This window comes from Streptomonospora salina (assembly GCF_014204715.1).
GTDB lineage: Bacteria > Actinomycetota > Actinomycetes > Streptosporangiales > Streptosporangiaceae > Streptomonospora > Streptomonospora salina.
Map to the genome: position 1 here is coordinate 4,246,919 of NZ_JACHLY010000001.1, position 25,623 is coordinate 4,272,541.

Consider the following 25,623-nt stretch of genomic DNA (forward strand, 5'->3'; position numbering starts at 1 on the left):
CTCACCTGCGGTTTCGTGCTCCGGTCGGGGCCTGCCGCTGACCGGCGCTTCGGTCGGGTCGCAGGGTTCGAGGGAGCGCCTGCCGGTGCAGTAGAGGCAGGCTGCCGGGTTCGGGCAGGTGGATCCAGCCTTCGCGGGCGGCCAGCTCGGCCTCGGCGTCGGTGGGCGGAGTGGTGTAGCCGCAGCCGGTGGCGCGCGCGGTCAGCGCGGCGATGACGGCATCGAAGGCATGCTCGTCGCCGTCGCAGACCTCGTAGACGGGCGAAGGGCAACGCAGGTAGGGCGGCGCGGCTTCCAGCACGTTCGCCATGCTGCGCTGGGCGCCCAGGCCCCACCGGTGGCGAGAGGCGGCCGGATACACCTCCACCACCGATCCGGCCCCGGCACGGTCCACCGGGTGTCCCCGGGCGGCCAAGGCATCGGCCAGATGGGCCCACCGCGCCGCGGTCGCGCCGAGCTTGTCGAAGGAGACCGACAACGTCGACCGGCCGGCATGCGTGTCGGTGCGGCGCAATCGCAGGCTCGCATAATGTTCGGCGCGGTCCCGGCCGCGGCCCGGCCACGGGGCTGAGCCCATGTGGGCGGCGACGGCTTCGGCGAAGGCCACGGGCCAGCCGAACGGGCAGTCGACGCCGGCACGATCCCCCTCCGCCAATCCGGACAGCAACTCCAGCAGGTCGTCGTCGCCGCACCCTGAGCGGGCAGCGCCCATATGTGCCCCGTCGTCGTCCCAGTCGATCACGCACGCCGCGGTGGTGCGGTCCTGAACAGCCAGATCGATCCCGACGGTGCGCATCCTCGCCCCTTCCCCGCGCGGATCGCCGCACCACTCATTCTTCCACCGGCGAGCGGCATCGGCTCGTTCCCGACGCCGACGAATGCCGGCGTCCGCGGGGGTCCACTGGGGGTCCGATCGGGGGGCCACCTGAGACCGGACCCCCACCCCGGCGCTGACACCCCGGGACACCCCGCCGACACGGGGTCCACTCGCCGCCCCGACTCGCCACGACAGTGGCGTCGAGCCGAATGACCGCCGGCGCGGGTGACCTCCTCTCCCCGGCGACGCACTTGTCTTCTTCCGCGGACAGCGCACTATCAGGCGCGTTCCCGCTCTTTCTCATTCCACGAATTCCGCCCGATCCTCCGCCCTCATGGTGATTGTGTGATCGCCCGAATGGATTTGCGGTGATCACCCGCGGAAACCGTCGGTGAACCGGCAGCCGGCCACCCCCGGTGCGGGTGCGTGCATATACCTCTGGCGGCGCCGCGAAGGCAAGGGAAAAATCCGCGGCGAAAAAATCCGCCGACCCCGTTGACGCCCCGGGCGGCCCCAAGGTGATCTGGGCTCGTAATCAACGGCGAACGGCACACACAAACCGGCGCCGAAAAACCGACCCGAAAGGGGTTGACACCCGGAAAACCCCCAAGCAAACCTACAGCCGCAACACCGAACGAAACACCGGCGAACACACGAAAGGACGGTGATGCACCCGCGCAGAACACCCCCGTTTCGGCGCGCAGCCGACCGGCCGCAACCGGGCCGGACACCAACCCCCGCACGCCGCGCCACCAGCCGTGACGCACGAACGCGGGGATCGGGCGCCAACCGCGCAACCGCGGTTCGCCACACCGCAAAAGACACCCGCTCGGGAACGCCCAAACCGCAAATAGCGCGGGCCAGCCATGCCCGAAAAGGCGCCACGACCATAACCGGCGCGGGTATCGCGAACCCGGCACAGGGGGAGTACCCCCACCGACCGCCCCGGGCGGCACTAAAAGCGGGAATGTGCCTGCTCCTTGATAACTGGATAGTGGACGGCCGACGGCAGGCCGCGGAAAACCGGGCGCGCGTCTGAGTGCGAAAACCGAACCGGGGTGCGTTCTATTGAACGGTTTCCCGGCAGCGGCTATCGCCACCCCGTGTGCCCGATTCCGTGAAATTGCGCGCCGCTGCGGCGCGCACTCGCCTGCCGTCCCATGCGCTCCCGTGGTGACGCGTGCTTACACCCCCGCAGGTGGAGGGGTAACCGCGCCCGTGCCCCAGCGGCACCGACCCGACGCGGTGGCGCGCGTCGCCATGGAAGCACATGCCCTCGCACCACCCCTCTCACCCAGGAGGAGAGCCATGCGCATCCCGGCCGTTGTCTGCCCCGACACCGTCACCGTGCTGGGCGGCTACCTGGACGACTACACCTACGGCATCTACCGCCTCAGCGCCCGGCGCCGCACGCGCAACCTGCGCTGTACCCCGCGGTGCAAGGCCCGGGCCTGCCGCGCCCACGGGCGCAGCGTGTGCCCGCGCAGCTGCCCCCGCCCGGCCTGCGAGAAGCACGGACCCACCCGCATGTGGGAGTACACCCTCACCTCGCTCGTCAACGACGACCAGACCCGTCAGAACCGGGGCGGCGACCCCGTACTCACAACCTTCACCGGCGAAAACGCCTGCGTAGACGTGATCAGCTACCTGCTCGGCATGCTCGAAGCCAAAGCCGAACTCAAACACCACCGCGCCCGCCGCCAGTACGTGGACTACGTCCGCGCCGAGCTCGAAGGCGCGCTGCGCGCATCCGGCGAGCACTACGCCAACCACTGCGACCTGCTCGCCCGCGGCCGCAACGCCATGCGCGTGTAACCGCCCCGGCCCCGCCGGCCCCGGGCACCCGTGTGCCCGTACCCACCCCCGCCTGCGCGTGTGCGCAGGCGACCTATCGAAGGGAGAGACCTGTGCTGGATCCCCACGCCCCCGCCACGACCGGCGAACCCGACATCGACGTGGACCGCGTCGAGGTCACCGAAGCCGAGATCGAGGAGTACGTGCGCCACCGCGGCTACCTGCCGCAGGCGAGCGCCTCCGCCTTCGCCGCCTGGCTCTATGTCGTCTGGAACGACTTCTGCGACGGCGACGGCTCCTACACCAACGGCCAGATCATCCACGGCGCCCTCGTCGACTGGTGCGGCGGCGCCGACCCCACCCGCACCTGCGCCCACGGCTATGGCGAATGCGACTCCTGCCCCGGCTGCGACGCCGACACCCGCCCCTGACACCGAAGGGAGAGACCAGTGCTGGATCCCCACGCCCCCGCCGCCACCGGCCAACCCGGCCTCGACGCGGGCCGCGTCCCGGTCGAGCAGCCACAGATCGCCGAGTTCGTCTTAGACCGCGGTTACCTGTCCGCGCCCAGCGCCTGCGCGTTCGCGGAATGGCTCCGCTCGGTGTGGAACGACTTCCTCGAGGGCGACGGCTCCTACACCAACGGCCAGGTCATCTACGCCGCCCTCGTCGACTGGTGCGGCGGCGCCGACCCCACCCGGTGCCTGCACGGCTCCCGCATGGGCCAGACCTGCCCCGACTGCGACGCCCCCGCCTGAGACCGAAAAGAGGTGAGCTGTGAGTACCCGAGCAGAACGCGACGCCGTCATCGCCCGTGCCCGCCGGGCCTGGGACGAGGTCGCCCGGATGCTGGCCGAGCGCGGCGAGACCTGGCTGAGCACCGACATCACGTCCTGGACCACGGGTCTCAACCTGGCCATGAACGAGTTCCGCGCCATCGGCGAGGCGAGCCGGATCATCGGCGGCCCGGGCCCCGACCAGCTCCTGCGCCGCTTCCACGCGAACGAGCCGACCTGAGCGGCGCCGTCGGGCCACCGGGCCAGCACCGCCCGGTGGCCCCCACACGGAGAGGAGAACCGTGAACACCTCACCCCACCTGTGCCCCGGCTGCGGCGAACTCGCAGTCGCCGACTACAACGTCTTCCCCCCGCGAATGTGGCACAGCGACGTCCAGACCTGGCACTGCGAGAACTGCCGCCTGAACCTGCGCCGCGAACGCACCGCCCGGGGCTGGTCGCCGTGGCGACCGACCCGCTAAGCCCCAAGCGCCGCCGACACACCGCCGACACACCCTGTGGCCTCTGCCCGCCGGCCGCGGCATGTCCGCTGCGGACCCAGCAGCGGGGCTGGGCTTGCCCCAGCCCGATCCCGCCTCACAGTCGGCCCTGACGTGCGCCCACCTCGGTGAACTCCCCACCCCGGCTGTGCCCGTACCGCGTGGGCACCGAGTCGTTTCCCCTCCCTCCGGCCACAGGCCGCCCCGGCGCCTGCGGCCGGTGCCGCCTCTGCAGGGGCGGCCCCGCGCGGGGGCCGCCCCGCCCCCTGTGCCCAAAGCCAAGGAGGAGCCATGCGTCCCAGCGATATCTCGATGGCCTCCGGCCACCTCGCCGAACTGCGCGAGCGCGGCCTCGGCAGTCTGCTCGTCTGGCACGAGGAGGCCCGCCGGCTGCGTGTCACCGCCCTGACCGGCGGCGCCGACGACGCGGAGGTCCTGGGATTCGCCGACATCATCATCGCCGGATACCGCGACTTGCCCGAGACCGACGATGCCGACGCCCTTTACCGGCGGTGGTCCGCCCGCACGCAGAAACGGGCGCTGCAGCGGGGCATGAGTCCCACCGTGGCGCCACTGCGCGTGGCGATGCGCCGCCGCGGGCTGCACCTGGCAAGCGCCCCCCAAGTCATCGGAGCCACCGGCGACGGTCCCCCCGAGATCGCCGAGGAGTACGAGACCGACTCCGGCGGCGCCACCATCGCCGTCACCACGGCCCTGGGGTACGCAGACCCGAGCCATGTCCTCGTCTTCGAGGACGAGGCCGACAGCGTCGATCCCGTGCACAGCGTCGTCATCGAGGTGGAGCAGGCCTCGCTTCTGCAGGCCGCCGACATCGTGGCCGGAGCCGCCTACGCCACCGCCCACCTGATGTAGCCGCCCCGTGCCCGCCTCCGCCCGACCTGACCGGGCCGCGCGTGCCGCCGGGCCCGCCCGCGGCCCGGCGGCACGCACACCACACCGGACACGCATGAGAGGAGCCGCCATGTCCACCTACCCCGAGGGCCTGATCCCCTCGCCCGCGGAGTACCGCGCCCACCAGATCGCCCGGGACCACCTGGACAGCGCCCGGCGCGCCTTCGACCGCATCGACGCGTTCGTCCTGCCGCGCACCGTCCCGGTGACTGCGGCCATGCGCGAAAGCCTTCAGGCCACCTTGCAGGCCGCGGCCCAGACGCTGCAGCAGGGCGGCGCCGGGGGAGCCGCACCGGCCCGGAGTCGTGCCGCACCCGCACTCGCGCGGCTGATCCCCGACTCCTTCGCCGCAGAGCCCTTGGCCAAGGACGGCGTCACCGACGACCCGGCCGCCTTCGACGTGCGGCGGCGCTGGGTCATCACCGCCGCGCGCCGCCTGGTGTGCGTGCACGCACCCACCCGGTCCGTCGCGGCGCCCGGCGAGGGCACCGAGCAATGGATCGAACAGCACCCCAACGCCCTGAAGGTCATGGCCACCACCGCGAAACGCGCCGCCCAGGCCTGCCGCTGAATCGCCCGAGCCCCACGGCGCCCAGCCGCCTCGGGGACGCCGCCCCCGACACGACCGTCCTCGCCCCGACCGGGGCGGGACCGGCAGAAAGGAAGCACCGCCATGGCCGTCGACACCACCCAGGCTCCCGCGCGCGAGCGCGTGGCCCGGGCGCTGGCCCAGCGCCCCGAGGGCACCACCGCCGCGACCCTGGTGGAGGCGACCGGCGCCTCACGCCCCTCCGTCTCCAAGGCGCTGACCGCCCTGGAACGCGACGGGCACGCCCGCCGCCACCGCCACGAGCCCGAGGAATCCGAGCGTCCCCTCCCCGACACGTGGTATCCGACCGCACCCGCGTCGCCCCCGGACGACACCGCCGAGGAGCGGCCCCAGTCCGCAGCCGAGCCTCGGCCCTGCGCCGACGACGACGCCGAGCCCGGGGAGGAGGCCGCGGCCCCGCCCGCCGCGTCGGCGTCCGACGCCGAGCCCGAGGGGGCTGAGCCGCAACCGGCGGTGCGCCGCACCCGCGACGGGCGCCCCGTCGCCCGGCCCGGGCAGTTGCGCGCCCTGGTCGCCCAGCACCTGATCGACTACCCCGACTCCGAATTCACCCCCGGCGAGATCGCCAAGGTCCTGTCCCGCAGCGCGGGCGCCGTCGCCAACGCCCTGGAGAAGCTGACCGCCACCGGCGAGGCCCACCGCACCTGCGACGCCCCCCGCCGCTACCAGACCCGCCCCCAAGGAGAGTGAGGAGGACCCGATGCACGCGATCGGCGCCTGCGGCGCCCTGGTGCAGGCCGCCCCGATGCGCCCGGCCGGCCTGCACGGCGTGTCGAGCGCCCTGGTGATCGACACCGCCCCCGGCGACCGGCGCCTGGTGTGGTGGTTCGGCCTGGGCCCGCCGCAACTGGTGGCCACCGTCCAGACCGTGCCCGTCCCGGAGATGCGCCCGCTCGGCCCCGTGAGCGAGGCCCTGGGACCCGCGGCCCGGGCAGGCCTGCGCGCCGCCGCGGCCCGGACGCCCGAGGACGCCGCCCTGGCTGATCGTGCCCGGGCGGCCCTGGAGTAGAACCCCGCCTCGCCTATCCGGCGCACCGGCCCCGCCTCGGGCCGGTGCGCCCTTTTGTGTGCCCCGGAAGGAGTGCGTCATGGAGGAGATGACCGTCGCCGACCTGAAACAGATCCTGGACGCCGCCGTCGACGAGCACGGCGACGAGGTGCTGCAAGCGCCGGTGCGCCTGGCCATGCAGCCCGAATGGCCGTTGGAGTACACGATCGGCCAGACCCGGGTGATCGGCCACACCGGCGACGACTCCGGCGAAGGCGCCGCCACCCTCTACCTCGGCGAGGGCACCCAGCAGCGCTACCTGCCCGCCGACACGTGCGCAGAGCTGGGATGGCGCCGCTGAACCCGAACCCGCCGCCCCGGGCCTGGGCGCGCCCGGCCGGGCGCGCCCAGGCCCCCACACCCGCTGCGCCCAACCCCCGTCACGAAAGGTCCCCGATGACACCACCGGATCGCCACGCGATCACTCGCGTGCTCACCGACCACCTCACCGGCCGCCCCGCATGGGACGAACCCCCGTCGTTGCTGGCCATCGCCCGTGACCCCTCCCCACCGCGGTGCCGCCTCGTGCCCGTGGAGGCCTCCGGGTTGGAAGGGCGGCATCCGGCCGATGCGGTCGAGGCACTGGCCCGGGCCGCCACCCCCGCCTCTGGCCTGGACCGCGTCCCCTGCGCCCGCTCCCGCATGTGGGGCCTGGCCCTGCGGTGGGAAGCGTTCGCCACCCCACGGGTCACCGCGTCCGGCGACGCGCCCGCCCCCGGGCGGGTGGAGGTACGGGTGACGACCGCATGCGACACCGCTGGACGCCGCTACCTCCTCCAGCAGGGGCGCGACACCGGCGAGGTGGAGGAGTTGTTCACCGTCACCGGCCGCACCCCCGCAGCCCTCGAGCACCTGCTGTCCGCCCTCCCGCAGTGAAGCCACAGCATCCGACCCGTGAGCCGCGCACCGGTCCCCAAGCGGGGGCCGGTGCGCGCGGAAGCGGGTGCCACCACCCACCACATGACAAGGAGCGTGCTGTGCCCATGATCATGCGCCACAACGAGATCCTGGACGTCGCCCCCCGGCAGGTGGCCCATCTGCGCGCGGGCGGCCCCGGGAGTCTGCTGCTCTGGAGCGAGGACAGTGACCGCGTCGCGTCCCTCGACCCCGGACATGTGCCCGGCGACGACGCCATGATCATCGCCGGAACCGACGACCTGGACGGAATCGCCGCCCAAGCCGCCGAGAACGGCGACGAGTTCACCGACGCCTACGCCGCGCGGTGCCTCGGCGAGATCGGCGGCGACGTCCTGGCCGAATGGCCCCGGGTCAAGGCGTTGACCCCCGCCGTGGTGGACCTGCGCACCGACCTGGCCCGGCGTGGCTTCTACCTGGCCGCGCGGCCCGACCACGACCGAGGCGCACGCGGCTGCACCATCACCGACACCTACCGCAGCGCCGAGCGCGAGGACCTGACCATCCGCGTCACCTCCGCCTTCATGAACACCGACGCCACGGAGGTGCGCATCCTGGCCACCGAGCACCGACGCGAGGTCCACCGGTTCCGTCTCGCCGCCGGAGAGGAGCGCCCCGGCATGGTCCCGTACTTGGCCGCTGGAGCCATCGGCGCCGCGGCGGCGGCCCTGCCGCGCATCTGAGACAGCCCACCGCCCGCACCCCGGGGGCGCCGCCGGAAATCGGGCGGCGCCCCGCCTTTGCCCGGGGGACCTGGGCGGCCGGCCCGCACACCCCTGTGCGGGCCGACGCCCCTGGCGCCCTCCCAGCGCATCGACAGTCGCCCACCCCGATCAATGGAGCACCGCCATGATCACGCTTGTGCACACCGGTTTGCAGGTGCCCACCGACCGGATCCGCGTCACCCGCTTGGACCAGGTGGATCTGGGCTACGGCATCGCCTGGTCGGCCGTGCTGTGCGACGGCCCGACCCTTTTGGGCCACCTCACCGACGACGGGCGCGGCGCGCCGACGACCTTCCGGGCCGCCACCGCCGAGGCCCAACGCGTCGTGGATACCTTCGCGGCCCGCTGCCGCGCCCCTGACGGCGCCGGACTCGCTACCGAGGCCGTCGCCGGGTTCCTGACCGACGAATACGACTACGCCTGCGAGGTCGCCGAGACCGAAGCCGCAGGCCGCTACCTCATCCGCAGCGTCGACGCACACGGCATCCCCCACAGCCACGCCCTCACCCGCACCCGGCCGCCCGACTACACCGGCGCGCTGGCGGCCGCCGGGCCCGTGCCGTTCACGGCGCGCACCGTGCGCGCCGAAATGTGGATGGGGCCGGACCGGGGATGGGTGGAGATCTTCCGCGCCCCCGGAACCTGAGCCCACCAGTGGAAGGCGCCCGGGCGGGGCAGCACCCGCCCCTCCTCCCGACTCGCCCCTGGCCGGCTACCGCCTGCGTTTGTGAAAGGACGTCTGATGTACACCGTGATCGTCTTCGACGACGACTTCGACGAGGGCACCACCCACCGCCAGTACTTCGCCGACTTCCACCGCGCCTGCGGCGACGCGGTCTTCGCCAGCACCAGCAACGGCCTGGACGCCTTCGTCTACGCCGCCCCGCAGCCGCTGCGCCGGGCCCTGCCGCGCCGCGCCCCGATCGCCCGGACCTGCGCATGCCCCCACCAGGCCGAGGTCCACATCCGCACCCCCGCATGCGCAACCGCACCGCGCCGGTGACGTGCGCACTACAGCACGCCGTGTCCGGGCGCCACCGGCCCCACCCGCCCCGCACGGGACGGGTCCGCTCCCGCGCCCATCTGCCCGCGGTGCCCCTTCGTGAACAGGAGGTCCTGTCGTGGCCCCGCCCGCCCCCGACACACCGGAGGCGCCCGGGCGACTGAGCTCCGGCCAACTGCGGAGCCTGGTCGCCTCCTTCCTGGCCGCCAACACCGGATTCCACACCCCCACCGAGATCGCCCGAGCCCTGGACCGCTCCGCGGGCGCCGTCGGCAACGCGCTGCGCCGCCTCGCCGAGGACGGCCGCGCCCGCCCCGCCCCGGACCGGCCCATGCGCTACGAGGCCACCGCCACCACCGCCGACGCCGCCCCACCCGAGACACGGGCCGCCCCCGCCCCGGAGTCGGGGCGGCGCCCGGCCCGGCCCGAGCCCATCACCCGCCCCGGCGGCACGCCCTACCACCCCCGCGCCCTGGCCGAGGCCCCCGACGTTGAGGTGCTGGCCCGCCTGCGCACCGCCGGGCTGTGCCCCCTGCTGTACGGCCCGCCCGGCACCGGCAAAACCGCCCTGGTCGAAGCAGCCCACCCCGACCTGATCACCGTGGCCGGCGACGCCGACACCGCCGTTGCCGACCTGGTCGGCGAATACACCCAAAACCCCGACGGGACCTTCACCTTCGCCCACGGGCCCCTGGTACGGGCCATGCGCGAAGGGCGGTGCCTGTTCGTCGACGACGCCACCCTCATCTCCCCGCCGGTGCTGGCGGTGCTGTATCCGGCCATGGACGGCCGCGGCGAGATCACGATCAAAGCCCACGCCGCAGAGGTCGTCACCGCCCAACCCGGATTCCACGTCGTCTGCGGCCACAACCCCGGCGTGCACGGCGCCGTGCTCACCGACGCGCTGGCCTCGCGCCTGGCCGCCCACATCCACGTCTCCACCGACTACGACCTCGCCCGCCACCTCGGGGTCGACACCCGCGCGGTACGCGCCGCCCGCAACCTCGCCCACCAACACGACCTCGGCGAGATCGGCTGGGCGCCGCAGCTGCGCGAACTACTGGCCTTCGCCCGCCTGGCCGAAGTCCTGGGACTGGAAGCGGCCCTGGCCAACCTCGCCGGGATCGCCCCCGATCCCGACCGCGACGCCGTCATCGAGGCGCTGCAATCGGCCTTCGGCCGCACCGTCACCCCGCTGTCCCTGGGCCGCCAACTCTGACACCCACCGCGAAAGGAACCATCCGCCGTGCCCACCCACATCGACCCCGGCGCCCGCGCCCCCGCCGCGGCCTCGGGCGCCTGGAAGCGACTCTCGGCCGCACTGACCACCCAGGCCGCGAACCTCGCCGAGCGCGACGACCTCATCGTCACCTGCGCACCCGGCGCTGGCGGCGGCGCCCCGGGCTGCTACATCCCCGACCGCGCCGCCATCGAACTCGACGGGACCTACCTGGGCTGCGACCCGGCCACCTGCCGCCCCCACCGCGCCGCCGACCGCGCCCGCTATGCGGCCCTGTGGGGCGTGCTGTGCCACGAGGCCGCCCACGCCCACCACTCCCGCTGGAGGCCCGACCCCGCCGCACCACCCGCCACCGCACGGGCCGCACTGCTCCTGGAGGAGTCCCGCGTGGAAGCCGCCCACCTGGCCCGGCGCCCCGCCGACGCGCCCTGGCTGCGCGCGGCGGTGGAGCGGCTCCTGCTGGACGACATCATCGACCCCGACACCGGCCACGCCACACCACCGGCCACCGCCGCCCACGCCGCCCACGCGGCCGCCCTGCTGCTGGCCCGCACCGACGCCGGTCTCCTCACCCGCGCAGAAACCCGTCCCGTGGCCGAGGCCGCGACCGCCGTCCTGGGGCCCTCCCGGATGGCGGCGCTGGCCGCGCTGTGGCACCGCGCCCACGCCTGCGCCGACGACGACGCCGCGACCATGATGGAGCTGGGCCGGGCCTGGGGTGCCATCACCACCGCCACCACCGGTGCCGGGGTGGGACAGGACGGGGCGGACGCGCTGGCCGCGGCCCTCGACGCCGCAGCGGCGGCGGTGGCCGCCACCCGCCCCGCCCCACCCGCAGACGACGACCCCGCCCCCGGGCGACCGCCTGCCGCGAAAACGCGGCCGGTCTTCGACACCCCGCCCGCACACGAGACCGTGATCACCGGCACCCGGGCCCCCACCCGCGGTGAGCAGGCCGATGCCCGGCGCCTGGCCCAAACCCTGGGCCGGGCCGCCCACCGCGAACCGGTCACCACCACCACGAGTGCGCCCACCCCGCCGGGGCGGCTGCGCATGCGCGCCGTGCTCGCCCGCCAGGCCCAACAGGCCGCCGGGGCCCTGCCCACCGCCGAACCCTTCACCCGCACCCACCGCCGCCCCAACCCCCGCCCACCACTGCGCCTGGGCATCGCCTGCGACGTCTCCGGCTCCATGGACGCGGCCGTGGGCCCGGTGGCCAGCGCCGCCTACATCTGCGCCCGCGCCTGCACCCACCTGCCGTCCGGATCGGCCACCGCCACCGTGGCCTTCAACCACGACGTCCACGCCGTCACCGACCCCCGCCGCCCGCCCACACGCGTCACCGAATTCACCGCCACGGGCTTCGACGAGGACCTGGCTACCGCCACCGACGCCCTCGACCACGCGCTCGGCCTGGCCCGGCCCGGGGCGGCGCGGCTGCTGGTCATCGTCTCCGACGGCCGCTTCGACGAGGACCGGCGCGCCCGCGCCCAACAGCGCCTCGACCGCCTGGGTGCGGCCGGGTGCGCCCTGGTGTGGCTGGCCGTCGCCACCCGCCCCGACGCCCTGGACGGAACCGAAGTCACCGTCCTGGACCAAGCCCAGGAACACCGGCTGCCGCAGGTGGTCGGCCGCGCCGCCGCCCGCGCCCTGGCCGCCGCCTGAGACCGGCCCGTCGCACCGGGCCGTGTCCGGTGCCCGCGCGTGTCCCCGCCCCCACAGCTTCTGCCGCACCCACCCCGTACCGAGCCGCACCCCCTGACTGAGAGGAGGCCGATCCGCCGTGTCCGCATCCGAAAACGACGTCCTCGACCCCGAGACCGGACGCCCCCGGCTGCTCGCCCGCCGCTGCTCCACCTGCGTCTTCCACCCGGACAACCGCATGCACCTGCCCCCGGGCCGGTTGGCCGAGGTCGTCGACGCCAACCGCGACGCCGGATCCGGACTCACCTGCCACCAGACCCTCAGCTACGCCGACACCGGTGTGGCCAACGCCTGGTGCCGCGGGTTCTACGACGCCTACCCCCGCACCCTCGCCTTCCGCCTGGCGCGCCTACTCCTGGGCGGCGTCACCGAAGTCGAACCGCCCAGCTAACCCGTCGCCACCCGCCACGGCACAACCGCAGAAAGGAAGGACTGATCCGCCGTGTGTGCACCCGAAACCCACGCGACCACCGCGCCCCGCCGAAGCGACCTCCGTCTCGACCTCGACACCAGCGGCGCCGAAACAAGACCCGGCCACCGCCCACTGCCCACGCTGGAGGTGGCCGTGGACGGCCGCACCGTCTACCCAGCCCCCAGCGTCCGCGACGTCATGCACCTGGCCCTGGAGGCCGCCGGGTTCACCGCCGCCGACTGCGACCTCGCGGGCGGCTGCTGGGCCATCGCCGTTCCCGGCAGCGTCGAGGGCATAGACGGTGAACTGTGGATCAGCGACGAGGACGCCAGCATCGACTACCCGATCAGCGAACACGAAGGCTGGCTCGTCACCTGGAACCCCGGCGGCTTCGAGGGAGCCATGGCCGGTGAATCACGCACGATCTATGAGTCCGCGTGCACCGACGCCATCGCCGACACCCGCCGTGTCATCGCCGCCCTCAAGGACTTCGGCGGCTAGCGCCCCGGCGCGCCACCACTGAGCACCCCCGCACCCCCGCCGATGGGGGAGCGGGGGTGCTCGTGCCCTGCACGTGCACACGCTCAGCCGAAGGAGTGAACATGAGCGATCCCAGCGACTCCGCGGAACCCCGCGAGTCCGACCTGGAGGGCGAGCTGGTCGCCCTCGTCTGCGCACACCCCGGTGCTGCGCTGCCGTTTCTGTCCGAAAAGACCGGGGCTGAACGGGAAACCGTCGGGGCCGCCCTGGACCGGCTGACGCGGCGCGGCGCGCTGCGTCGGCGCGGACAACCCGGGTTCAGCCGCTGGTACCCGCCCACCGGCGAGCAGAGCGACACATCCGCATACAGTTCCGACTCGCCATTGACCCAGCTGGTCGTCAGCTATCTGGACGACCATCCCGATGCCCGGGCCAAAGACATCGCCCACGCGCTCGACCGCCCAGGCGTCTCGGTGCGAAGCCGACTGCGCGCACTGCAGGAGGAGGGACGCGCCCAGTGCCGGCACGATCCCGCACCTCGCGTCAAGAGAGGCTCCCCGCTGCTGTGGCGGTTGGCCACCCACCGCGACGGCGGCCGAGACGGCACCGACGGCGGCGGCAGCGCACTTGTGCTGCAGGCCGTGGCCGACCACCCCGACAGCACCACCGCCGACGTCGTCCGCCGCGTGGGCCCCGCGGTCCCGGTCCAGGCCCACCTCACCCGGCTGGAGCACGAGGGCGTCCTCAGCCAGTCGCCGACACGCAAGACGTGGGTGGCCAACAAGCGCGCCACCCCGGCCTCGCCGGATCCACAGCGCGCCGACGCGCCCGCTCTCGCCCCCACGGCAGCGGCGGTGGCCCGTGCCCTGCGTGAGCGGGCGGCGGCCGTCGAGGGGGCCGACGGCACCGGAACGGAGCAGGATGATTCCCTCAGCGGGCTGCGTTCGGCCCTGTTGCACGACCTCGCCGCCGCCCTGGACGCGGCACTTCCCGAATAAGCGCAACCACCCGGGCCAAAGGCCGAGTGTTAATGCGCGGCTTCGTACTCGGCGACGATCGAGGCCGGAATACGTCCCCGGTCGTTGACCTGCTTGCCCTGCTGCTTGGCCCACGCGCGGATTTCGGCGGTGCGCTCTCTGCTGCTGCTCTGCTGATTCTTGCGCTTGGGGCCCGCGGCCTTCGTGTTCCGCGTCTTGCGTGCGGACTCGACGAACGGGGTGAGCGACCGGCGCAATTCCTCGGCGTTGTCGGCGTTGAGGTCGATCTCATAGGACTTGCCGTCGAGCGCGAAGGACACGGTCTCCTCGGCCGTGCCCCCGTCCACGTCGTCGACGAGCAGTACCTGCACCTGCTGTGCCACTGCGGATCCTCCGAAATATCGAGCGGAAAACGGTCATGTGCGAGATGGAATCCGAATCGGGCGCCGCCGGTTCCGGGCGCGTGAACTGGAAAGATGTCCGGTGTGCCCGTGACTCCCGGGTATGGTGCAGCCACGGGAAGTATGCACAGGAATCTTGCGGTGCTCCTGCCCCTAGGCGACCCCATCATGCTTAGGACACATTTTTACGCCAGGAAATAGATTTGCGTCAAGTCATTCGGCCGACGCGTCTTCCATTGCGAATATCGCAGGCGTGTGCGGGCAGAGCGGAGCCGTATGCGCCTGCGGTCGTTCGCGGGCCGTGCAGTGCGGTCGGCGGGAAGTCGCCGACCCGCGGCGGATTCCGGGGTGACGAACATCGCGATATCGGCCGGCGCCGACTCTCCACAGGCGCGGCCGGAATGGCGACGAATCCCCGGGCCCGTATTCGACGACAGTCACGGATGCCCCGGGACGGCGCCGATACCCGCCGCCCTCCGCTGGCGCGGGTGCCGGTCGTGTCGATTCTCGCCGCGGCTCCGGGCAGGTTCCCCGGGTGTCAGGGCACTGAGCACACAGCCCCTACGCGGGCACAGACCCGATGCCCCGTTCCTCGCCGCAGGACGCGCCGCCACTGGCGGTGTGGCCCTGCGCCCAGACCCCCGCCGAACAGCAGCGCCGCGAACACCGTCTGACCCCGCCGGTGGCCCCGGCCGCCCCGGCGATGCCGCCCGAGCTGACCCAGCGCCTCGTCACCGAGCTGAGCCGTCCCGGCGACCTGGTGGCCGATGTCATGTGCGGCTCGGGCACCCTCACCCTGGTCGCCGCCCGGGCCCGCCGCCGCGTGGTGGCTCTGGATCTGGAACCCGAATGCCTGGCCCAGACCGCCGCGCACCTGGCCTACGCCGACGACCGCGCCAGCCGGCAGGTGCTGGAGTTGGTCGAGGGCGACGCGCGCCTGGCCGCCGACCTGCTCACCGGCCACCGCATCGACCTGGCCGTCCTGACCCCGCCCGCCCCCGCCGCCGAGCACGTTCCCGGCGACATCCCCGACTCGAACCTCGCCGCCTTGGACGGGGCCGCCTACACCCGCGCGCTCACCGACGCGCTGGCCGCCGTGTCCGCGCGGATGCGCCCCGGCGCCCGCCTGGCCGCCCTCGCCCTGCACCCCGGCGACGACGCGCCCATGGCGGCGTGGGTGCCGGACCTCGTCCAGGCTGCCGAGGACGCCGGGCTGGATTACCGGCAGCACACCATCGCCCTGACCGTCCCTTTGGTGGGCGATGCCATCGCCGCCGAGCCTGCCCCGGCCGAAGATCCCGCTCTGGGCCACCACCGACCGGTCCACGAGCACGTCCTCGTCTTCACCAAACCCGCCCGCGAGAGTGCAGGAACGGAGGCGGAGCAGCGCCGATGACCCGCGAGGAGCCTTCCACCCCCGACGGCCGTCCGGCGTGGACCACGGTGTGGGCCACCGGCCAACGCCCCGCCGCGCTGCAGCGCCGCGAGCGCTACACCCCGGGCTCGGTCGACCACCCCGCCAAGATGCTGCCCGCCACCGCGGCCCACGCCATCACCGCCTACACCCGCCCCGGCCAGTGGGTGCTGGATCCGATGTGCGGCATCGGCACCACCCTCATCGAAGCCGCCCACACCGGCCGCAACGGCCTGGGCATCGAACTCGAACCGGCCTGGGCCGACATCGCCCGCACCAACCTCGCCCACGCCGCCGACCAGAACGCCGCCGGCAGCGGCGAGGTGCACACGGGCGACGCCCGAACCCTGCCCAAGACCCTGGCGGAGCAGGGGTGGGCCGGCCGGGCGAGCCTGCTGCTGACCTCCCCGCCCTATGGGTCGATGACCCACGGGCGGGTGCGCACCCGCCGCGACGGCGCCGGCAAGGTCGACAAGTGGGCCCACCGCTACAGTCCCACCCCCGAAGCCGCCCAGCTGGCCTATCAAAAACACGACGACCTGTTGGACTCCGTCACCCGGATGCTGGCCGCCGCCCGGGCGCTGCTGGAACCCGGGGCCCGGGTGGTGGTCACGGTCCGGCCCTTCCGGCTGCGCGGGCGCCTGATCGACTTCCCCGGCCAGGTCACCCGCGCCGCCCGGCGGGCCGGGCTTCAGCCCCGCGAGCGGTGCGTGGCGCTGCTGTGCGGCATCCGCGAGGGCCGCCTGATCAGCCGCGCCTCGTTTTTCCAGATGGTGGAGACCACTCGCCTGCGCCGATCGGGCCTTCCGGTGGGCGTCACCGCCCACGAAGACGTCCTGATCCTGGCCAACCCCGCACCCGCCGCGGAGGAGCGGCAATGAGCGGCCTCGACCCGCCCCCGGATTCCCGCTGAAACGGAGAGCTATGCGCCTGGCCGATGCCCCGACCCGCGCCCGCATTCTCGCGGACCTGCGCGCCTTGACGGCTTTCCTGACCCGGCGGCCGGAGGTGCCCGTGCCCGCGATCGCCGGTGTGGACGTGACCTACTTCCCCTCCGGCGCCCCCTCCGGAACCGATGAGGCCAAGACCGCCGAAATCGACCGCGTCGCCGACCTGCTGGGCACCCGCGCCGCATGGGAGGGCGAGCACTACGTGGCCCAGCACCGCATCGGCGCCGCCGCCTACCGCGCCGTGGCCATCCCCGACCACGCCATCGCCGCCCAGGAGGCGGTGATGGGCTACCGCCCCAACATCCGCCCCTGACGAGCCGCCCCGGCGGCCCGCCTGCGTAAGGAGGAACCGTGGAACACCCGGTGACCCTCGACGAGACCACCGGCTACGACCGCACCCAGAGCTACTCCTACACCCGCGTCGCCGACCTCGGCGGCCGCCGCGTGCGCGCCCGCATCCACCGCGACTACTACCCCGTCCAGAGCCACGCGGTCGCCGAGGTCCTCAGCGACGCCCGCACCTGGACCCACCTCGCCCAGGCCGACCCATCCGGTTGGCACGCCGACACACCCGACCCGCCCAGCGGCGTCGACGCCCGGCGCGAACTCGCGCCCCTCGCCGATCGGCTCATCGACCGCGCCGCCGCCATCCTCGCCTGACCCCCTCACCCACCAGGCCCGGCCCTGCAGCGCCGGTTCTATCAACAGGATCGGCGCCGCAGCGCCGGGCTTCTGACTCCTGGACCACCGGACCGATGTTCGCGGAAGGGAGCGGTGTGGCTGCCGAGGCCGAACTGCGGCGCATCCAGCGCGCCGGACGCACCCTGGATGTGGCCCTGTCCGCGGTGGCCGCCGGGGCGCTGGCCTTCTCCACCGTCAACGTGGCCCTGCTGGCCATCGCCCACGGGGTCCCGGCCTGGATCGCCTGGCTGCTGGAACCCCTGGTCGGCATCGCCCTGTGGGCGGTGCTGTCCTCGGACGCGGTGCTCTCGCGCTACGGGCGCAGCGCCGGAGGCTGGGCCTGGTGCCTGCGCACCTTCGCCGGCGTGGCCACCCTGACCCTCAACATCTGGAGTTCGGTGTTCACCGGAACCGGCTCCGATCTGGCCTGGTCGCCGAATCCGGCCGGGATCCTGCTGCACGCCGTCGCCCCGATACTGCTGATCCTGCTGGCCGAGGCCGCCCCCCGCTACCGGGCGGCCTTCGCCGCCATCTCCGCCGACCTCACCACCCCGACCGCCCCGGTATCGCCGCAGCCCGCGGCCGCCCCGTCGCCCGATGACACCCCGCCGGCCGCAGACGACGATCCCGTCCCCTCGGCGATGTCGGAGTCGGCCGCGCCGACCGCCCGCGCGCGGCCCGCGCGCCCGCCCACCCCCGACGTCTTATCCCCGCAGCCCGGCCTGCACCCGCCCCCACCCACCGCCCCGGAGACGACGACGCGGCGCAATCGGCGCGAGCGCACCGACGCCCGCGCCCGCTCGATCGTGCTGCTGGACCCCGACATCACCGGCGCCGAACTCGCCCGCCGCCTCGGCGTGGCCCCGCGCAGCGGCCAACGCATCCTCGAACGCATCACCGCGGAGGGACCATGACACCACCACCCGCACCCACCGATCCGCTCGTCCACCGCCCCAGCACACACCGGGCGGGGCGAAGTCTTCTCGCCAGTCCGCTTGCGGCACACCCCGGAGTCGATCCCGAATCGGACACGGCCCCCACGGTGGGGCCACCCGCACCCGCCCGGGCCGCAGAACGGGGGTGGGGACGGTGAAAACAGAGCCGCTGACCCGTGAACAGGTGGCCCAGCTGCCGCCGGTGCTGGATCCGCCCACCGCCGGGCGGTTGCTGGGCATCGGTCGCACCAGCACTTACACGTTGCTGGCCGCCGGCGATTTCCCGGCCCCGGCCTTCCGGGCGGGCAAACGCTGGCGGATTCCCACCGCCGGGGTGTGCCGCCTGCTCGGCCTCACCTACCCGCCCCCACCCGGCCCGACCGAACCCGACGAGCAGAACCAGGAGGAGGAGAGCGATGGCCACCACGCGTGAGGGCACCACGTTCAAACGCTGCGGCTGCACCGACCCCGCCACCGGCAAACGCCTGGGCGCCGCCTGCCCGCGGCTCAAGCGCGCCAACGGCACCTGGAGCCCCACCCACGGACACTGGAGCTACCAGATCGAACTGCCACCCACCCGTGAGGGAAAACGGCGCCAGGCCCGACGCACCGGACTGGCTACCCGCGACGAGGCCTCCGAGGCCCTCGCCCACATCCGCGGCCTGCTGGATCTGGCCGGCGAGGACGACTACACCGAGACCCGGATCGCCGACCTCGTGCAACAGGCTCTGCGCCAGCGTCGGGAACTGCCGGGAACCGAGGACGTGCGGCGGCGCCTGCTGGGCGGGGCCGACCCCAGCGCCGAGGCGCCCACCGTGGGGGAGTGGCTCACCGAGTGGGTGAACACCCATGCGATGGCCGAGAGCACCCGGCGCTCCTACCGGGGACACATCACCAACCACCTGGCGCCGCACCTGGGCCCCATCCGGTTGGACCGGCTGCGGGTCGTCCACGTCCAAGCCTGCTTCGACGCGATCGAGGAACGCAACGCCCACATCCGCGCCTGCCGCGACTCCCGCGACGAGAAGGCCCGGGCCTCGGTACGGGGTGTGCGCGTCGTGTCGGCCTCGACGCAGCACCGCATCCGCGCCACGCTGCGCAGCGCCCTCAACGACGCCCTCACCCGCCCCGACATCCCGCTGCAGATCAACCCGGCCTGCCACGTCAACCTGCCCACCGCCCACCGGCCCCGGCCCCGGGTATGGACCCGGGCCCGCCTCGACCACTGGCGCCGCACCGGCGAGGTGCCCTCGCCGGTGATGGTGTGGACCCCCGAGCAGACCCGCGCCTTCCTCGATCGGGCGCGCCGGGACCGGCTGTATGCCCTGTTCCACCTCATCGCCCACCGCGGGCTGCGCCGCGGCGAAGCCGTCGGCCTGCCCTGGGCCGAGACCAGCCTGGAGGACCAGGCCGTCGATATCCGCATCCAGATGATCCAGCTCGGCTGGGACACGCTGACCTCCGTGCCCAAGAGCCGCGCCGGGGAGCGGAGCGTCACGCTGGACGAGGCGACCACCCGGGTCTTGCAGGAGTGGCGTACCCGCCAGAACAAGGAGCGTCTGGCCGCCGGGCCCGACTGGAACGAGTCCGGGTTGGTGTTCACCCACCCCGACGGGACGGGGCTGCGGCCCTCGTGGGTCAGTGAGGAGTTCGCCCGCATCGCCGCCCGGGCCGGTCTGCCGCCGATCCGGCTGCACGATCTGCGCCACGGCGCGGCCTCGCTCAGCCTGGCCGCCGGGGTCGACGTCAAGGTCGTGTCGGCGGAGTTGGGCCATTCCACTACGGCGTTCACTCAGGACACGTATCAGAGCGTGTTTCCCCGTGTGGCCCGCGAGGCGGCCGAGGCCACGGCCGGGTTGCTGTCCGGCGATGCCGCCCGGCAGGCCTGACACCGGCCACACCGCGCCGCCGGTTCCGTGCCTGCGCTTGTCCCGCTCGATGAGAGGAAGGAGCTTCGGTGTCTGCGGATTCCCGCAGCGTCCACCTCGGCGATCCCGTCCTGAGCCGGGACATCCTGGTGGCCAACCTCGCCGATTCCATCGCCGGCGCCCCCTCCGACCGGCTCCTGCATTCGTTGGCTCGGATGTTCACCGTCCACGTCGACGACCGCCTCGAGCCCGGATTCGCCTGGGTCCCGCGCTATGCGGCCCTGGTCGGCCCCTACGGCCACCGCGACGGTCCCGCTCTTGAGGAGATGGAGCGGCTGATCCGCCACGGTTTCGAGGACGTCCTGCTGCTGATGCCGGGCAGCAACCGCCGGGTCGGAGCCGTGCCGTCCCGCGCGTAGCTGGACTCGGGAACGGGCGGAGAGAGGGCGTCCTGACGGATATGTCCGGTGTTTTCTGGTTTGTCGGTTCGTAGTGTGAATCCCGATTCGTGTCACTGTCCGGGCCCGCGAGCCCACGGCAGCCGGACAGCGGCGGCCCGGTGGTTATGGTTGGCATTGCGGGTGGAGAGTGAGAGTCGCGCGCACGCGGGTCTGCGTCTGACGAGGTAGCCAGGAAGTGAGAACTGAGAGTGATTGTGTGATTACGACGTTGTCCGTCGGTGGCCGAATTCCGGTTAAGAACCGATAACGGCGTGCGTTTTCGCAGGTCGGTAAGTCCGAGCCCCACGGACGTGGGGATGGACCGGACAAGAGCGGCCCGGGCGCCGGGGCCTACGTCCGAGCCCCACGGACGTGGGGATGGACCGTCGATCCCGAACACCACCACGTCGTCGCAGGCCCGAGCCCCACGGACGTGGGGATGGACCGTTCCGCCACTCCCCAGCTCAAGGGCGGTTTGGCCGAGCCCCACGGACGTGGGGATGGACCGGCCGCCTGGTCGGCGGCCTCGGCCAGGCGCGCCCGAGCCCCACGGACGTGGGGATGGACCGCTCCTCGCGGTAGAGCCGGGCCAGGCGCAGGGCCGAGCCCCACGGACGTGGGGATGGACCGCTCAGCTCGATGTGCACCCCCGCCGAGCGGGCCCGAGCCCCACGGACGTGGGGATGGACCGAGGTCGGCCAGCTCGCCCCCAAGGACCTGGACCCGAGCCCCACGGACGTGGGGATGGACCGTAGGAGGCACGCACCCGTGAGCACCGAGAACACCGAGCCCCACGGACGTGGGGATGGACCGCAGCAGTGCGCATAATGAGCACTCCGTCGGTACCGAGCCCCACGGACGTGGGGATGGACCGTCTGTCAGGACACCCTGACACGCGCAAGGGGACCGAGCCCCACGGACGTGGGGATGGACCGCCTGCTCGACCAGTTCTGCGGACTGGGCGGCGCCGAGCCCCACGGACGTGGGGATGGACCGGTGCTCGGCGATCTCGGCGTCGGTCATGTCGTCCGAGCCCCACGGACGTGGGGATGGACCGGCGGGTACGCGCGCGTACGTGCGCGCGTACCCCCGAGCCCCACGGACGTGGGGATGGACCGAAGGACGACGTGATGACGTCGATGCGCTCCGGCCGAGCCCCACGGACGTGGGGATGGACCGCGCCGTGGGACTGGCTCGTCGAGTACGGCATCCCGAGCCCCACGGACGTGGGGATGGACCGCACGCATCGGCGATCGCCAGCGGGACGACCGACCGAGCCCCACGGACGTGGGGATGGACCGACGACGCGTCACGCACCGCGGGGGAGTACCTGCCGAGCCCCACGGACGTGGGGATGGACCGCCCTTCGGCGGGGCGTTCACCCTGGACCGCAACCGAGCCCCACGGACGTGGGGATGGACCGTCAGCCAGCTCCAGATCCGTGGTGATCCACATCCGAGCCCCACGGACGTGGGGATGGACCGTCCATGGCGGTTCCCCTTGAGGGCACGCTGATCCGAGCCCCACGGACGTGGGGATGGACCGTCAGCCAGCTCCAGATCCGTGGTGATCCACATCCGAGCCCCACGGACGTGGGGATGGACCGTCCATGGCGGTTCCCCTTGAGGGCACGCTGATCCGAGCCCCACGGACGTGGGGATGGACCGTCAGCCAGCTCCAGATCCGTGGTGATCCACATCCGAGCCCCACGGACGTGGGGATGGACCGTGTACGGTCATCGTCTGCTCAGCCATACGCCCCCGAGCCCCACGGTTGTGAGGAGGTACCGTTCAAGTCACCGATGAGCTATCGATATCCGCCCGAGGGCCCGCCACGAGGGTCGTGCAGCGGCCGGCGTGGGACCGACGTGGGGCCATGGCAGGACCGGCGGAGGGGGCTCGGGGGAAAGGACACCCGGGTCGCTGCGGAACCGCCCGCTGGTCCGGGAGCCCGCTGACCTGCGGCGGCGACTGAGTCCGAACTTGAGAGCACACGTGGAGCACACGTGGGCCCCAAAGGAGGATCAAGCGAGGGCATGTAAGCCGCTCACCTGCAATAATGGGTGCACCTGGCAGGATTCGAACCTGCGGCCGTCGGATTAGAAGTTATCTGGTTTGAGGCCGACCGCCCCCGAATAGTGCCGCTACCTGCCATTTTATCCGTCGGCTCTCCGTCGGCAATGCCGCGACGTGACGCCGTGTGCCGCCCGTGCCCGTGGCAGCCGAGCGACGGTGGAGCACACATCTCCATAGGCTGCTATTGGACGATGAAAGCGAAGGCTGCAACAGCCGCCAGGAAGAGTGCTAGACCTTCGGTTAGTGCACGAGGCCATGGCCGACCAGACTCACGAGCCAGAAGTACGGTTACTACAGCAACCAAAAGAGAAGCGAGAAAAAGGAAAATAAGATCGGGCATGGTTCTCTCTTGTTCGATTGACTGCATGATCGGCTCCCCACGTGGGTCCTCCCGTGTGTGCTGGGGTGTCGACCATGAGTCGCCGAGCTGCCGTCGGCAAGCCATGCCCGGTTGGCCACGCTTTCCCGTACGCGGCCATGCCGGGAACAATCATACCGGGTTGGTAGTGAGCCTTTTTCATCGTGCTTCGCGTAGCTGAAGGACCAGCACCGCCCGGGTGATCTCGGTGGCGCGGTGCGGGCAGCACCGCAGGCGGCGCAGGATCCGCCAATTCTTGAGCTGGGCCATCACGCGCTCGCCTGGACTGCGCAGGCGCGCGTGGAGGCGGTTGGCCTCCTTCTGCCACTCCGGCTTGTTCCGCCCCTTGAACGGAGTGAGCACCGCCGGCGAATAGCCCGCATACCCCTTGTCCCCCAGCCCGAACAGGCCGGCGGCGGCGACGCGGTCGCCGATACGCCACACCCGGGCGGCCCGGGTGTCGTGCACCGCGCCCGGCAGCGCACCGGAAACCCACACCGGGTCCCCGTCGGGTGTAGCGACGACCTGGGCGTTCATCCCGTGGTGGCGGTGCTTTCCCGAATAGAAGGGGCGATCGGCGGCCAGGCGGTCACAGGCGATGAGCGTGCCATCGAGAATCACGTACTCCCACCCGTTGCTGCGGACGCGGCGCAGCCCCTGTTCCAGGCTCGGTGCCTGGTCGGCGAGCAGGCGGGTGGTCTCGCGGACGTAGCGCCAGGCGGTCGTGGCGCCCACACCGAATCCGGCACCCACCTCGGCGAAGGTCTCGCCCTTGCGCAGGTGGACCAGCACGAGCAGGGCCTGCTGGGCCGCATCCAAGCGGCGCCACCGTGAACGGGCCGCCCGGCGGTGGGTGCGGATGGTGCGGGCGGCGAGGTTCAGCGTCCGGCGTGACAACGGCAGGCAGGCGCGGTAGAACAGCATCGGAGTCCCTGGTGACGGTTTTCTTGGTCGTTAACTCACTTACCAGGGACTTCCTTGTGTCAGGGGCGGTTTCGCCGGGCCGGTACGGGGCTGTGACCTGGACGCTCAGGATGAAATCAGCTCAGTGATGTAATGCCAGTTCCACTGCACGCGTCGACAGTTAGCAGCCGGGTACGTGGTCGTAGCAGTGAGCTTTTGCCAACCTGGTGTTCGGGCTGCTCGGAGGGTGTACGGCGCGGCGTGGCCACGAACGAGTGAAGCTCCTGGTAGACGGGCGATTGCCTAGATCAAACCGTCCAACCAGGAGCTTCACGTGCTGTCCTACCCCTCCGGGATGAATGTGTCCAGCCGCGCGCTCGGCGTGCTCGCCGACGCGCTGCGGGCCCACCGCAAACAGGTCGGAACCCGGTGGCGCCGGCTCTCGGCCGGCCGCCAGGCCCTTCTCGCCATCGCCTACCTGCGCAAAGGCGAGACCTACGCCGATCTGGCCTGCGGATTTCGTGATCGGCACCTCCACTCCTCTACCGCTACCTGCGCGAGGCGATCGGGCTGCTCGCCACGATGGCGCCGACCCTCGCTCAGGCGGTCGAGATCGCTGCGGGCAAGGCCTTCGTGATCCTCGACGGGACGCTGCTGCGCATCGACCGCGTCGCCATGTCCCGCGGGGACGACCGCGCGTTCTACAGCGGCAAGCACAAATGCCACGGAGTGAACGTGCAGGTCGTGGCCGATCCTGCCGGTCGTCCGGTGTGGATCTCACCGGCGCTGCCCGGGGCCCGCCACGATATGGGCGCCGCCCGCGAGCACGGCATCATCAACGCCTTCACCACGGCCGGGGTACGCGCGATCGCCGACACCGCCTACCAGGGCGGCGGCCCGGCGATCCGGGTCCCGCAGCGTCGCCGCCGCATCGACCCCGACACCGGCCGCTACCGGCGGCTGTCGCGGGTGCAGAAAGAGGTCAACACCGCCCACGCCCGGCAACGAGGGCCCGGCGAGCGGGTCAACGCCGAACTGAAGAACCGGCGTGTCCTACGCAAGGTCCGTTCTTGCCCCAGCCGGGCTTCCGACCTCGTCGCCGCAGTTCAGACCCTCATGATCGCCACCCGGAGAACAGGTTGGCAAAGGCTCAGTAGCGGCCGTTCTGGAAGGGGCGTGTGGGGGTCGCGTCGCAGTAGCGTCCTTCGCTTCCGAGGTAGTACTTGCACAGTTGGTCGGTGCCGCCGCCTATGCCGCGCGCCAGCCACGCGGCGACCTCGGGACGAAGCGCGGTGCTCTGTATTTCCGGAGGGGCATCGAGGGTGTGTACCCATACGCCGGGATCGACCAGGGCCCGGCTCTCCCCACCGCCTGCCCTGGTTGCGGCACGACCCTGTGCGCGTGGGTGATGAAGCAGTGAGTCCTGGGTGTTGCCATGACCTGAGGAGTCGCGCCCGCCGAGGCGGACGCGCTCAGGTAAGGCCCCTTCCGTGCAGGGGTGGCCGTGGTCGGCGGCGTAGTGGTCGCGGTCCTCGACGGTGGCCCACCATCTGGCCACGCCGCGGGTGCCGGGGATGGCGGCGGGCATGTAGACGCCGGCGCAAATAGCGCAGAGCCACAGCGCCGCGCACGGTCTGAAGTGGTCGGTCGTTGAGGATGCGCTCCCAGGTCCCATTTCTGCGGCT

31 protein-coding genes, 1 pseudogene and 1 CRISPR repeat array are annotated in these 25,623 nt (G+C 72.5%); of the genes and pseudogenes, 28 read left to right on the top strand and 4 right to left on the bottom strand.

Annotated elements, in window-relative coordinates; translation table 11 throughout:
* Nucleotide 1 precedes the first annotated feature (1 nt).
* The gene (locus HNR25_RS19100; protein WP_184637326.1) at nucleotides 2–796 is read right to left on the bottom strand and encodes a DUF429 domain-containing protein; all 795 of its coding nucleotides are present in this window, start codon (nucleotides 794–796) and stop codon (nucleotides 2–4) included.
* A 1,329-nt stretch (nucleotides 797–2,125) separates the two neighbouring features.
* Between HNR25_RS19100 and HNR25_RS19105 the strand changes: the two genes are divergently transcribed.
* From HNR25_RS19105 to HNR25_RS19195, 19 genes are all read left to right on the top strand, one after another.
* On the top strand, nucleotides 2,126–2,632 hold the full coding sequence (locus tag HNR25_RS19105; RefSeq protein WP_184637328.1) for a hypothetical protein: 507 nt from the start codon (nucleotides 2,126–2,128) through the stop codon (nucleotides 2,630–2,632).
* A 92-nt stretch (nucleotides 2,633–2,724) separates the two neighbouring features.
* A complete protein-coding gene (locus HNR25_RS19110) occupies nucleotides 2,725–3,042 on the top strand; it encodes a hypothetical protein (RefSeq protein ID WP_184637330.1) in 318 nt (105 codons plus the stop codon).
* Between the two features lie 18 nt (nucleotides 3,043–3,060).
* Nucleotides 3,061–3,369 (top strand): hypothetical protein, encoded by a 309-nt coding sequence (locus HNR25_RS19115; protein ID WP_184637332.1) that lies wholly within the window; start codon nucleotides 3,061–3,063, stop codon nucleotides 3,367–3,369.
* Nucleotides 3,370–3,388: 19 nt separating this feature from the next.
* A complete protein-coding gene (locus HNR25_RS19120; protein ID WP_184637334.1) occupies nucleotides 3,389–3,628 on the top strand; it encodes a hypothetical protein in 240 nt (79 codons plus the stop codon).
* 61 nt (nucleotides 3,629–3,689) lie between these two features.
* Entirely contained in the window at nucleotides 3,690–3,869 is a 180-nt protein-coding gene (locus HNR25_RS19125) for a hypothetical protein (protein WP_184637336.1), read from the top strand.
* A 309-nt stretch (nucleotides 3,870–4,178) separates the two neighbouring features.
* Nucleotides 4,179–4,760: a hypothetical protein gene (locus tag HNR25_RS19130; RefSeq protein ID WP_184637338.1), complete on the top strand. Its 582-nt coding sequence runs from the start codon at nucleotides 4,179–4,181 to the stop codon at nucleotides 4,758–4,760.
* Between the two features lie 109 nt (nucleotides 4,761–4,869).
* Nucleotides 4,870–5,370: a hypothetical protein gene (locus HNR25_RS19135; protein WP_184637340.1), complete on the top strand. Its 501-nt coding sequence runs from the start codon at nucleotides 4,870–4,872 to the stop codon at nucleotides 5,368–5,370.
* Nucleotides 5,371–5,472: 102 nt separating this feature from the next.
* On the top strand, nucleotides 5,473–6,099 hold the full coding sequence (locus HNR25_RS19140; protein ID WP_184637342.1) for a MarR family transcriptional regulator: 627 nt from the start codon (nucleotides 5,473–5,475) through the stop codon (nucleotides 6,097–6,099).
* Nucleotides 6,100–6,109: 10 nt separating this feature from the next.
* Complete coding sequence (locus tag HNR25_RS19145) at nucleotides 6,110–6,418, top strand: hypothetical protein (protein WP_184637344.1); 309 nt, start codon at nucleotides 6,110–6,112, stop codon at nucleotides 6,416–6,418.
* A 79-nt stretch (nucleotides 6,419–6,497) separates the two neighbouring features.
* Entirely contained in the window at nucleotides 6,498–6,758 is a 261-nt protein-coding gene (locus HNR25_RS19150; RefSeq protein ID WP_184637346.1) for a hypothetical protein, read from the top strand.
* A gap of 95 nt (nucleotides 6,759–6,853) precedes the next feature.
* Complete coding sequence (locus tag HNR25_RS19155; RefSeq protein WP_184637348.1) at nucleotides 6,854–7,333, top strand: hypothetical protein; 480 nt, start codon at nucleotides 6,854–6,856, stop codon at nucleotides 7,331–7,333.
* A gap of 101 nt (nucleotides 7,334–7,434) precedes the next feature.
* Entirely contained in the window at nucleotides 7,435–8,055 is a 621-nt protein-coding gene (locus HNR25_RS19160) for a hypothetical protein (protein ID WP_184637350.1), read from the top strand.
* Nucleotides 8,056–8,221: 166 nt separating this feature from the next.
* On the top strand, nucleotides 8,222–8,743 hold the full coding sequence (locus HNR25_RS19165) for a hypothetical protein (protein ID WP_184637352.1): 522 nt from the start codon (nucleotides 8,222–8,224) through the stop codon (nucleotides 8,741–8,743).
* A 96-nt stretch (nucleotides 8,744–8,839) separates the two neighbouring features.
* Nucleotides 8,840–9,100: a hypothetical protein gene (locus tag HNR25_RS19170; protein WP_184637354.1), complete on the top strand. Its 261-nt coding sequence runs from the start codon at nucleotides 8,840–8,842 to the stop codon at nucleotides 9,098–9,100.
* 118 nt (nucleotides 9,101–9,218) lie between these two features.
* Nucleotides 9,219–10,319 carry an AAA family ATPase gene (locus HNR25_RS19175; RefSeq protein WP_184637356.1) on the top strand — a complete coding sequence of 367 codons (1,101 nt, stop codon included), beginning with the start codon at nucleotides 9,219–9,221 and terminating at the stop codon, nucleotides 10,317–10,319.
* Nucleotides 10,320–10,346: 27 nt separating this feature from the next.
* Nucleotides 10,347–12,005, top strand: coding sequence for a VWA domain-containing protein (locus HNR25_RS26900; protein ID WP_184637358.1), 1,659 nt, complete (start codon nucleotides 10,347–10,349; stop codon nucleotides 12,003–12,005).
* Between the two features lie 118 nt (nucleotides 12,006–12,123).
* Nucleotides 12,124–12,435: a hypothetical protein gene (locus HNR25_RS19185; protein WP_221457731.1), complete on the top strand. Its 312-nt coding sequence runs from the start codon at nucleotides 12,124–12,126 to the stop codon at nucleotides 12,433–12,435.
* A gap of 51 nt (nucleotides 12,436–12,486) precedes the next feature.
* The gene (locus tag HNR25_RS19190) at nucleotides 12,487–12,957 is read left to right on the top strand and encodes a hypothetical protein (RefSeq protein WP_184637360.1); all 471 of its coding nucleotides are present in this window, start codon (nucleotides 12,487–12,489) and stop codon (nucleotides 12,955–12,957) included.
* Between the two features lie 101 nt (nucleotides 12,958–13,058).
* Complete coding sequence (locus HNR25_RS19195) at nucleotides 13,059–13,934, top strand: hypothetical protein (RefSeq protein ID WP_184637362.1); 876 nt, start codon at nucleotides 13,059–13,061, stop codon at nucleotides 13,932–13,934.
* Nucleotides 13,935–13,963: 29 nt separating this feature from the next.
* Here the strand turns inward: HNR25_RS19195 and HNR25_RS19200 are convergent, their stop codons facing one another.
* Nucleotides 13,964–14,296, bottom strand: coding sequence for a histone-like nucleoid-structuring protein Lsr2 (locus tag HNR25_RS19200; protein ID WP_184637364.1), 333 nt, complete (start codon nucleotides 14,294–14,296; stop codon nucleotides 13,964–13,966).
* A 598-nt stretch (nucleotides 14,297–14,894) separates the two neighbouring features.
* Between HNR25_RS19200 and HNR25_RS19205 the strand changes: the two genes are divergently transcribed.
* The 8 genes from HNR25_RS19205 to HNR25_RS19240 all read left to right on the top strand — a co-directional run bounded on the left by HNR25_RS19205 (nucleotide 14,895) and on the right by HNR25_RS19240 (nucleotide 20,581).
* Nucleotides 14,895–15,710, top strand: coding sequence for a DNA methyltransferase (locus HNR25_RS19205; RefSeq protein ID WP_184637366.1), 816 nt, complete (start codon nucleotides 14,895–14,897; stop codon nucleotides 15,708–15,710).
* Nucleotides 15,707–16,609 (top strand): TRM11 family SAM-dependent methyltransferase, encoded by a 903-nt coding sequence (locus tag HNR25_RS19210; RefSeq protein ID WP_184637368.1) that lies wholly within the window; start codon nucleotides 15,707–15,709, stop codon nucleotides 16,607–16,609. The genes HNR25_RS19205 and HNR25_RS19210 overlap by 4 nt, the downstream gene beginning before the upstream one ends.
* Before the next feature lie 43 nt (nucleotides 16,610–16,652).
* Nucleotides 16,653–16,991, top strand: a complete 339-nt coding sequence (locus HNR25_RS19215) for a hypothetical protein (protein ID WP_184637371.1) — start codon at nucleotides 16,653–16,655, stop codon at nucleotides 16,989–16,991.
* 38 nt (nucleotides 16,992–17,029) lie between these two features.
* Nucleotides 17,030–17,338: a hypothetical protein gene (locus tag HNR25_RS19220; protein WP_184637373.1), complete on the top strand. Its 309-nt coding sequence runs from the start codon at nucleotides 17,030–17,032 to the stop codon at nucleotides 17,336–17,338.
* 116 nt (nucleotides 17,339–17,454) lie between these two features.
* Entirely contained in the window at nucleotides 17,455–18,273 is an 819-nt protein-coding gene (locus HNR25_RS19225) for a hypothetical protein (RefSeq protein ID WP_184637375.1), read from the top strand.
* Nucleotides 18,274–18,448: 175 nt separating this feature from the next.
* The gene (locus tag HNR25_RS19230; RefSeq protein WP_184637377.1) at nucleotides 18,449–18,727 is read left to right on the top strand and encodes a helix-turn-helix domain-containing protein; all 279 of its coding nucleotides are present in this window, start codon (nucleotides 18,449–18,451) and stop codon (nucleotides 18,725–18,727) included.
* On the top strand, nucleotides 18,711–20,183 hold the full coding sequence (locus HNR25_RS19235) for a tyrosine-type recombinase/integrase (RefSeq protein WP_184637379.1): 1,473 nt from the start codon (nucleotides 18,711–18,713) through the stop codon (nucleotides 20,181–20,183). The genes HNR25_RS19230 and HNR25_RS19235 overlap by 17 nt, the downstream gene beginning before the upstream one ends.
* Before the next feature lie 68 nt (nucleotides 20,184–20,251).
* A complete protein-coding gene (locus HNR25_RS19240; RefSeq protein ID WP_184637381.1) occupies nucleotides 20,252–20,581 on the top strand; it encodes a hypothetical protein in 330 nt (109 codons plus the stop codon).
* A gap of 317 nt (nucleotides 20,582–20,898) precedes the next feature.
* Nucleotides 20,899–22,391: a CRISPR direct-repeat array (repeat unit 29 nt; unit sequence CCGAGCCCCACGGACGTGGGGATGGACCG).
* An 803-nt stretch (nucleotides 22,392–23,194) separates the two neighbouring features.
* On the opposite strand, the gene HNR25_RS19245 is transcribed toward HNR25_RS19240, so the two are convergent.
* A complete protein-coding gene (locus HNR25_RS19245; RefSeq protein ID WP_184637383.1) occupies nucleotides 23,195–23,959 on the bottom strand; it encodes a transposase family protein in 765 nt (254 codons plus the stop codon).
* Between the two features lie 313 nt (nucleotides 23,960–24,272).
* Between HNR25_RS19245 and HNR25_RS19250 the strand changes: the two are divergent.
* Nucleotides 24,273–25,066, top strand: a pseudogene (locus HNR25_RS19250) (transposase family protein); the annotation flags it as partial.
* 22 nt (nucleotides 25,067–25,088) lie between these two features.
* Here the strand turns inward: HNR25_RS19250 and HNR25_RS19255 are convergent.
* Nucleotides 25,089–25,526: a hypothetical protein gene (locus HNR25_RS19255; RefSeq protein WP_184639749.1), complete on the bottom strand. Its 438-nt coding sequence runs from the start codon at nucleotides 25,524–25,526 to the stop codon at nucleotides 25,089–25,091.
* Between the last annotated feature and the right edge of the window lie 97 nt (nucleotides 25,527–25,623).

Excerpts from the sequence above, each read along its gene's own strand:
- HNR25_RS19100 (WP_184637326.1), bottom strand. The coding sequence starts at position 796 with ATGCGCACCGTCGGGATCGATCTGGCTGTTCAGGACCGCACCACCGCG.
- HNR25_RS19105 (WP_184637328.1), top strand. The coding sequence starts at position 2,126 with ATGCGCATCCCGGCCGTTGTCTGCCCCGACACCGTCACCGTGCTGGGC.
- HNR25_RS19130 (WP_184637338.1), top strand. The coding sequence starts at position 4,179 with ATGCGTCCCAGCGATATCTCGATGGCCTCCGGCCACCTCGCCGAACTG.
- HNR25_RS19135 (WP_184637340.1), top strand. The coding sequence starts at position 4,870 with ATGTCCACCTACCCCGAGGGCCTGATCCCCTCGCCCGCGGAGTACCGC.
- HNR25_RS19140 (WP_184637342.1), top strand. The coding sequence starts at position 5,473 with ATGGCCGTCGACACCACCCAGGCTCCCGCGCGCGAGCGCGTGGCCCGG.
- HNR25_RS19145 (WP_184637344.1), top strand. The coding sequence starts at position 6,110 with ATGCACGCGATCGGCGCCTGCGGCGCCCTGGTGCAGGCCGCCCCGATG.
- HNR25_RS19150 (WP_184637346.1), top strand. The coding sequence starts at position 6,498 with ATGGAGGAGATGACCGTCGCCGACCTGAAACAGATCCTGGACGCCGCC.
- HNR25_RS19155 (WP_184637348.1), top strand. The coding sequence starts at position 6,854 with ATGACACCACCGGATCGCCACGCGATCACTCGCGTGCTCACCGACCAC.
- HNR25_RS19165 (WP_184637352.1), top strand. The coding sequence starts at position 8,222 with ATGATCACGCTTGTGCACACCGGTTTGCAGGTGCCCACCGACCGGATC.
- HNR25_RS19170 (WP_184637354.1), top strand. The coding sequence starts at position 8,840 with ATGTACACCGTGATCGTCTTCGACGACGACTTCGACGAGGGCACCACC.
- HNR25_RS19195 (WP_184637362.1), top strand. The coding sequence starts at position 13,059 with ATGAGCGATCCCAGCGACTCCGCGGAACCCCGCGAGTCCGACCTGGAG.
- HNR25_RS19205 (WP_184637366.1), top strand. The coding sequence starts at position 14,895 with ATGCCCCGTTCCTCGCCGCAGGACGCGCCGCCACTGGCGGTGTGGCCC.
- HNR25_RS19210 (WP_184637368.1), top strand. The coding sequence starts at position 15,707 with ATGACCCGCGAGGAGCCTTCCACCCCCGACGGCCGTCCGGCGTGGACC.
- HNR25_RS19215 (WP_184637371.1), top strand. The coding sequence starts at position 16,653 with ATGCGCCTGGCCGATGCCCCGACCCGCGCCCGCATTCTCGCGGACCTG.
- HNR25_RS19235 (WP_184637379.1), top strand. The coding sequence starts at position 18,711 with ATGGCCACCACGCGTGAGGGCACCACGTTCAAACGCTGCGGCTGCACC.
- HNR25_RS19245 (WP_184637383.1), bottom strand. The coding sequence starts at position 23,959 with ATGCTGTTCTACCGCGCCTGCCTGCCGTTGTCACGCCGGACGCTGAAC.
- HNR25_RS19255 (WP_184639749.1), bottom strand. The coding sequence starts at position 25,526 with ATGCCCGCCGCCATCCCCGGCACCCGCGGCGTGGCCAGATGGTGGGCC.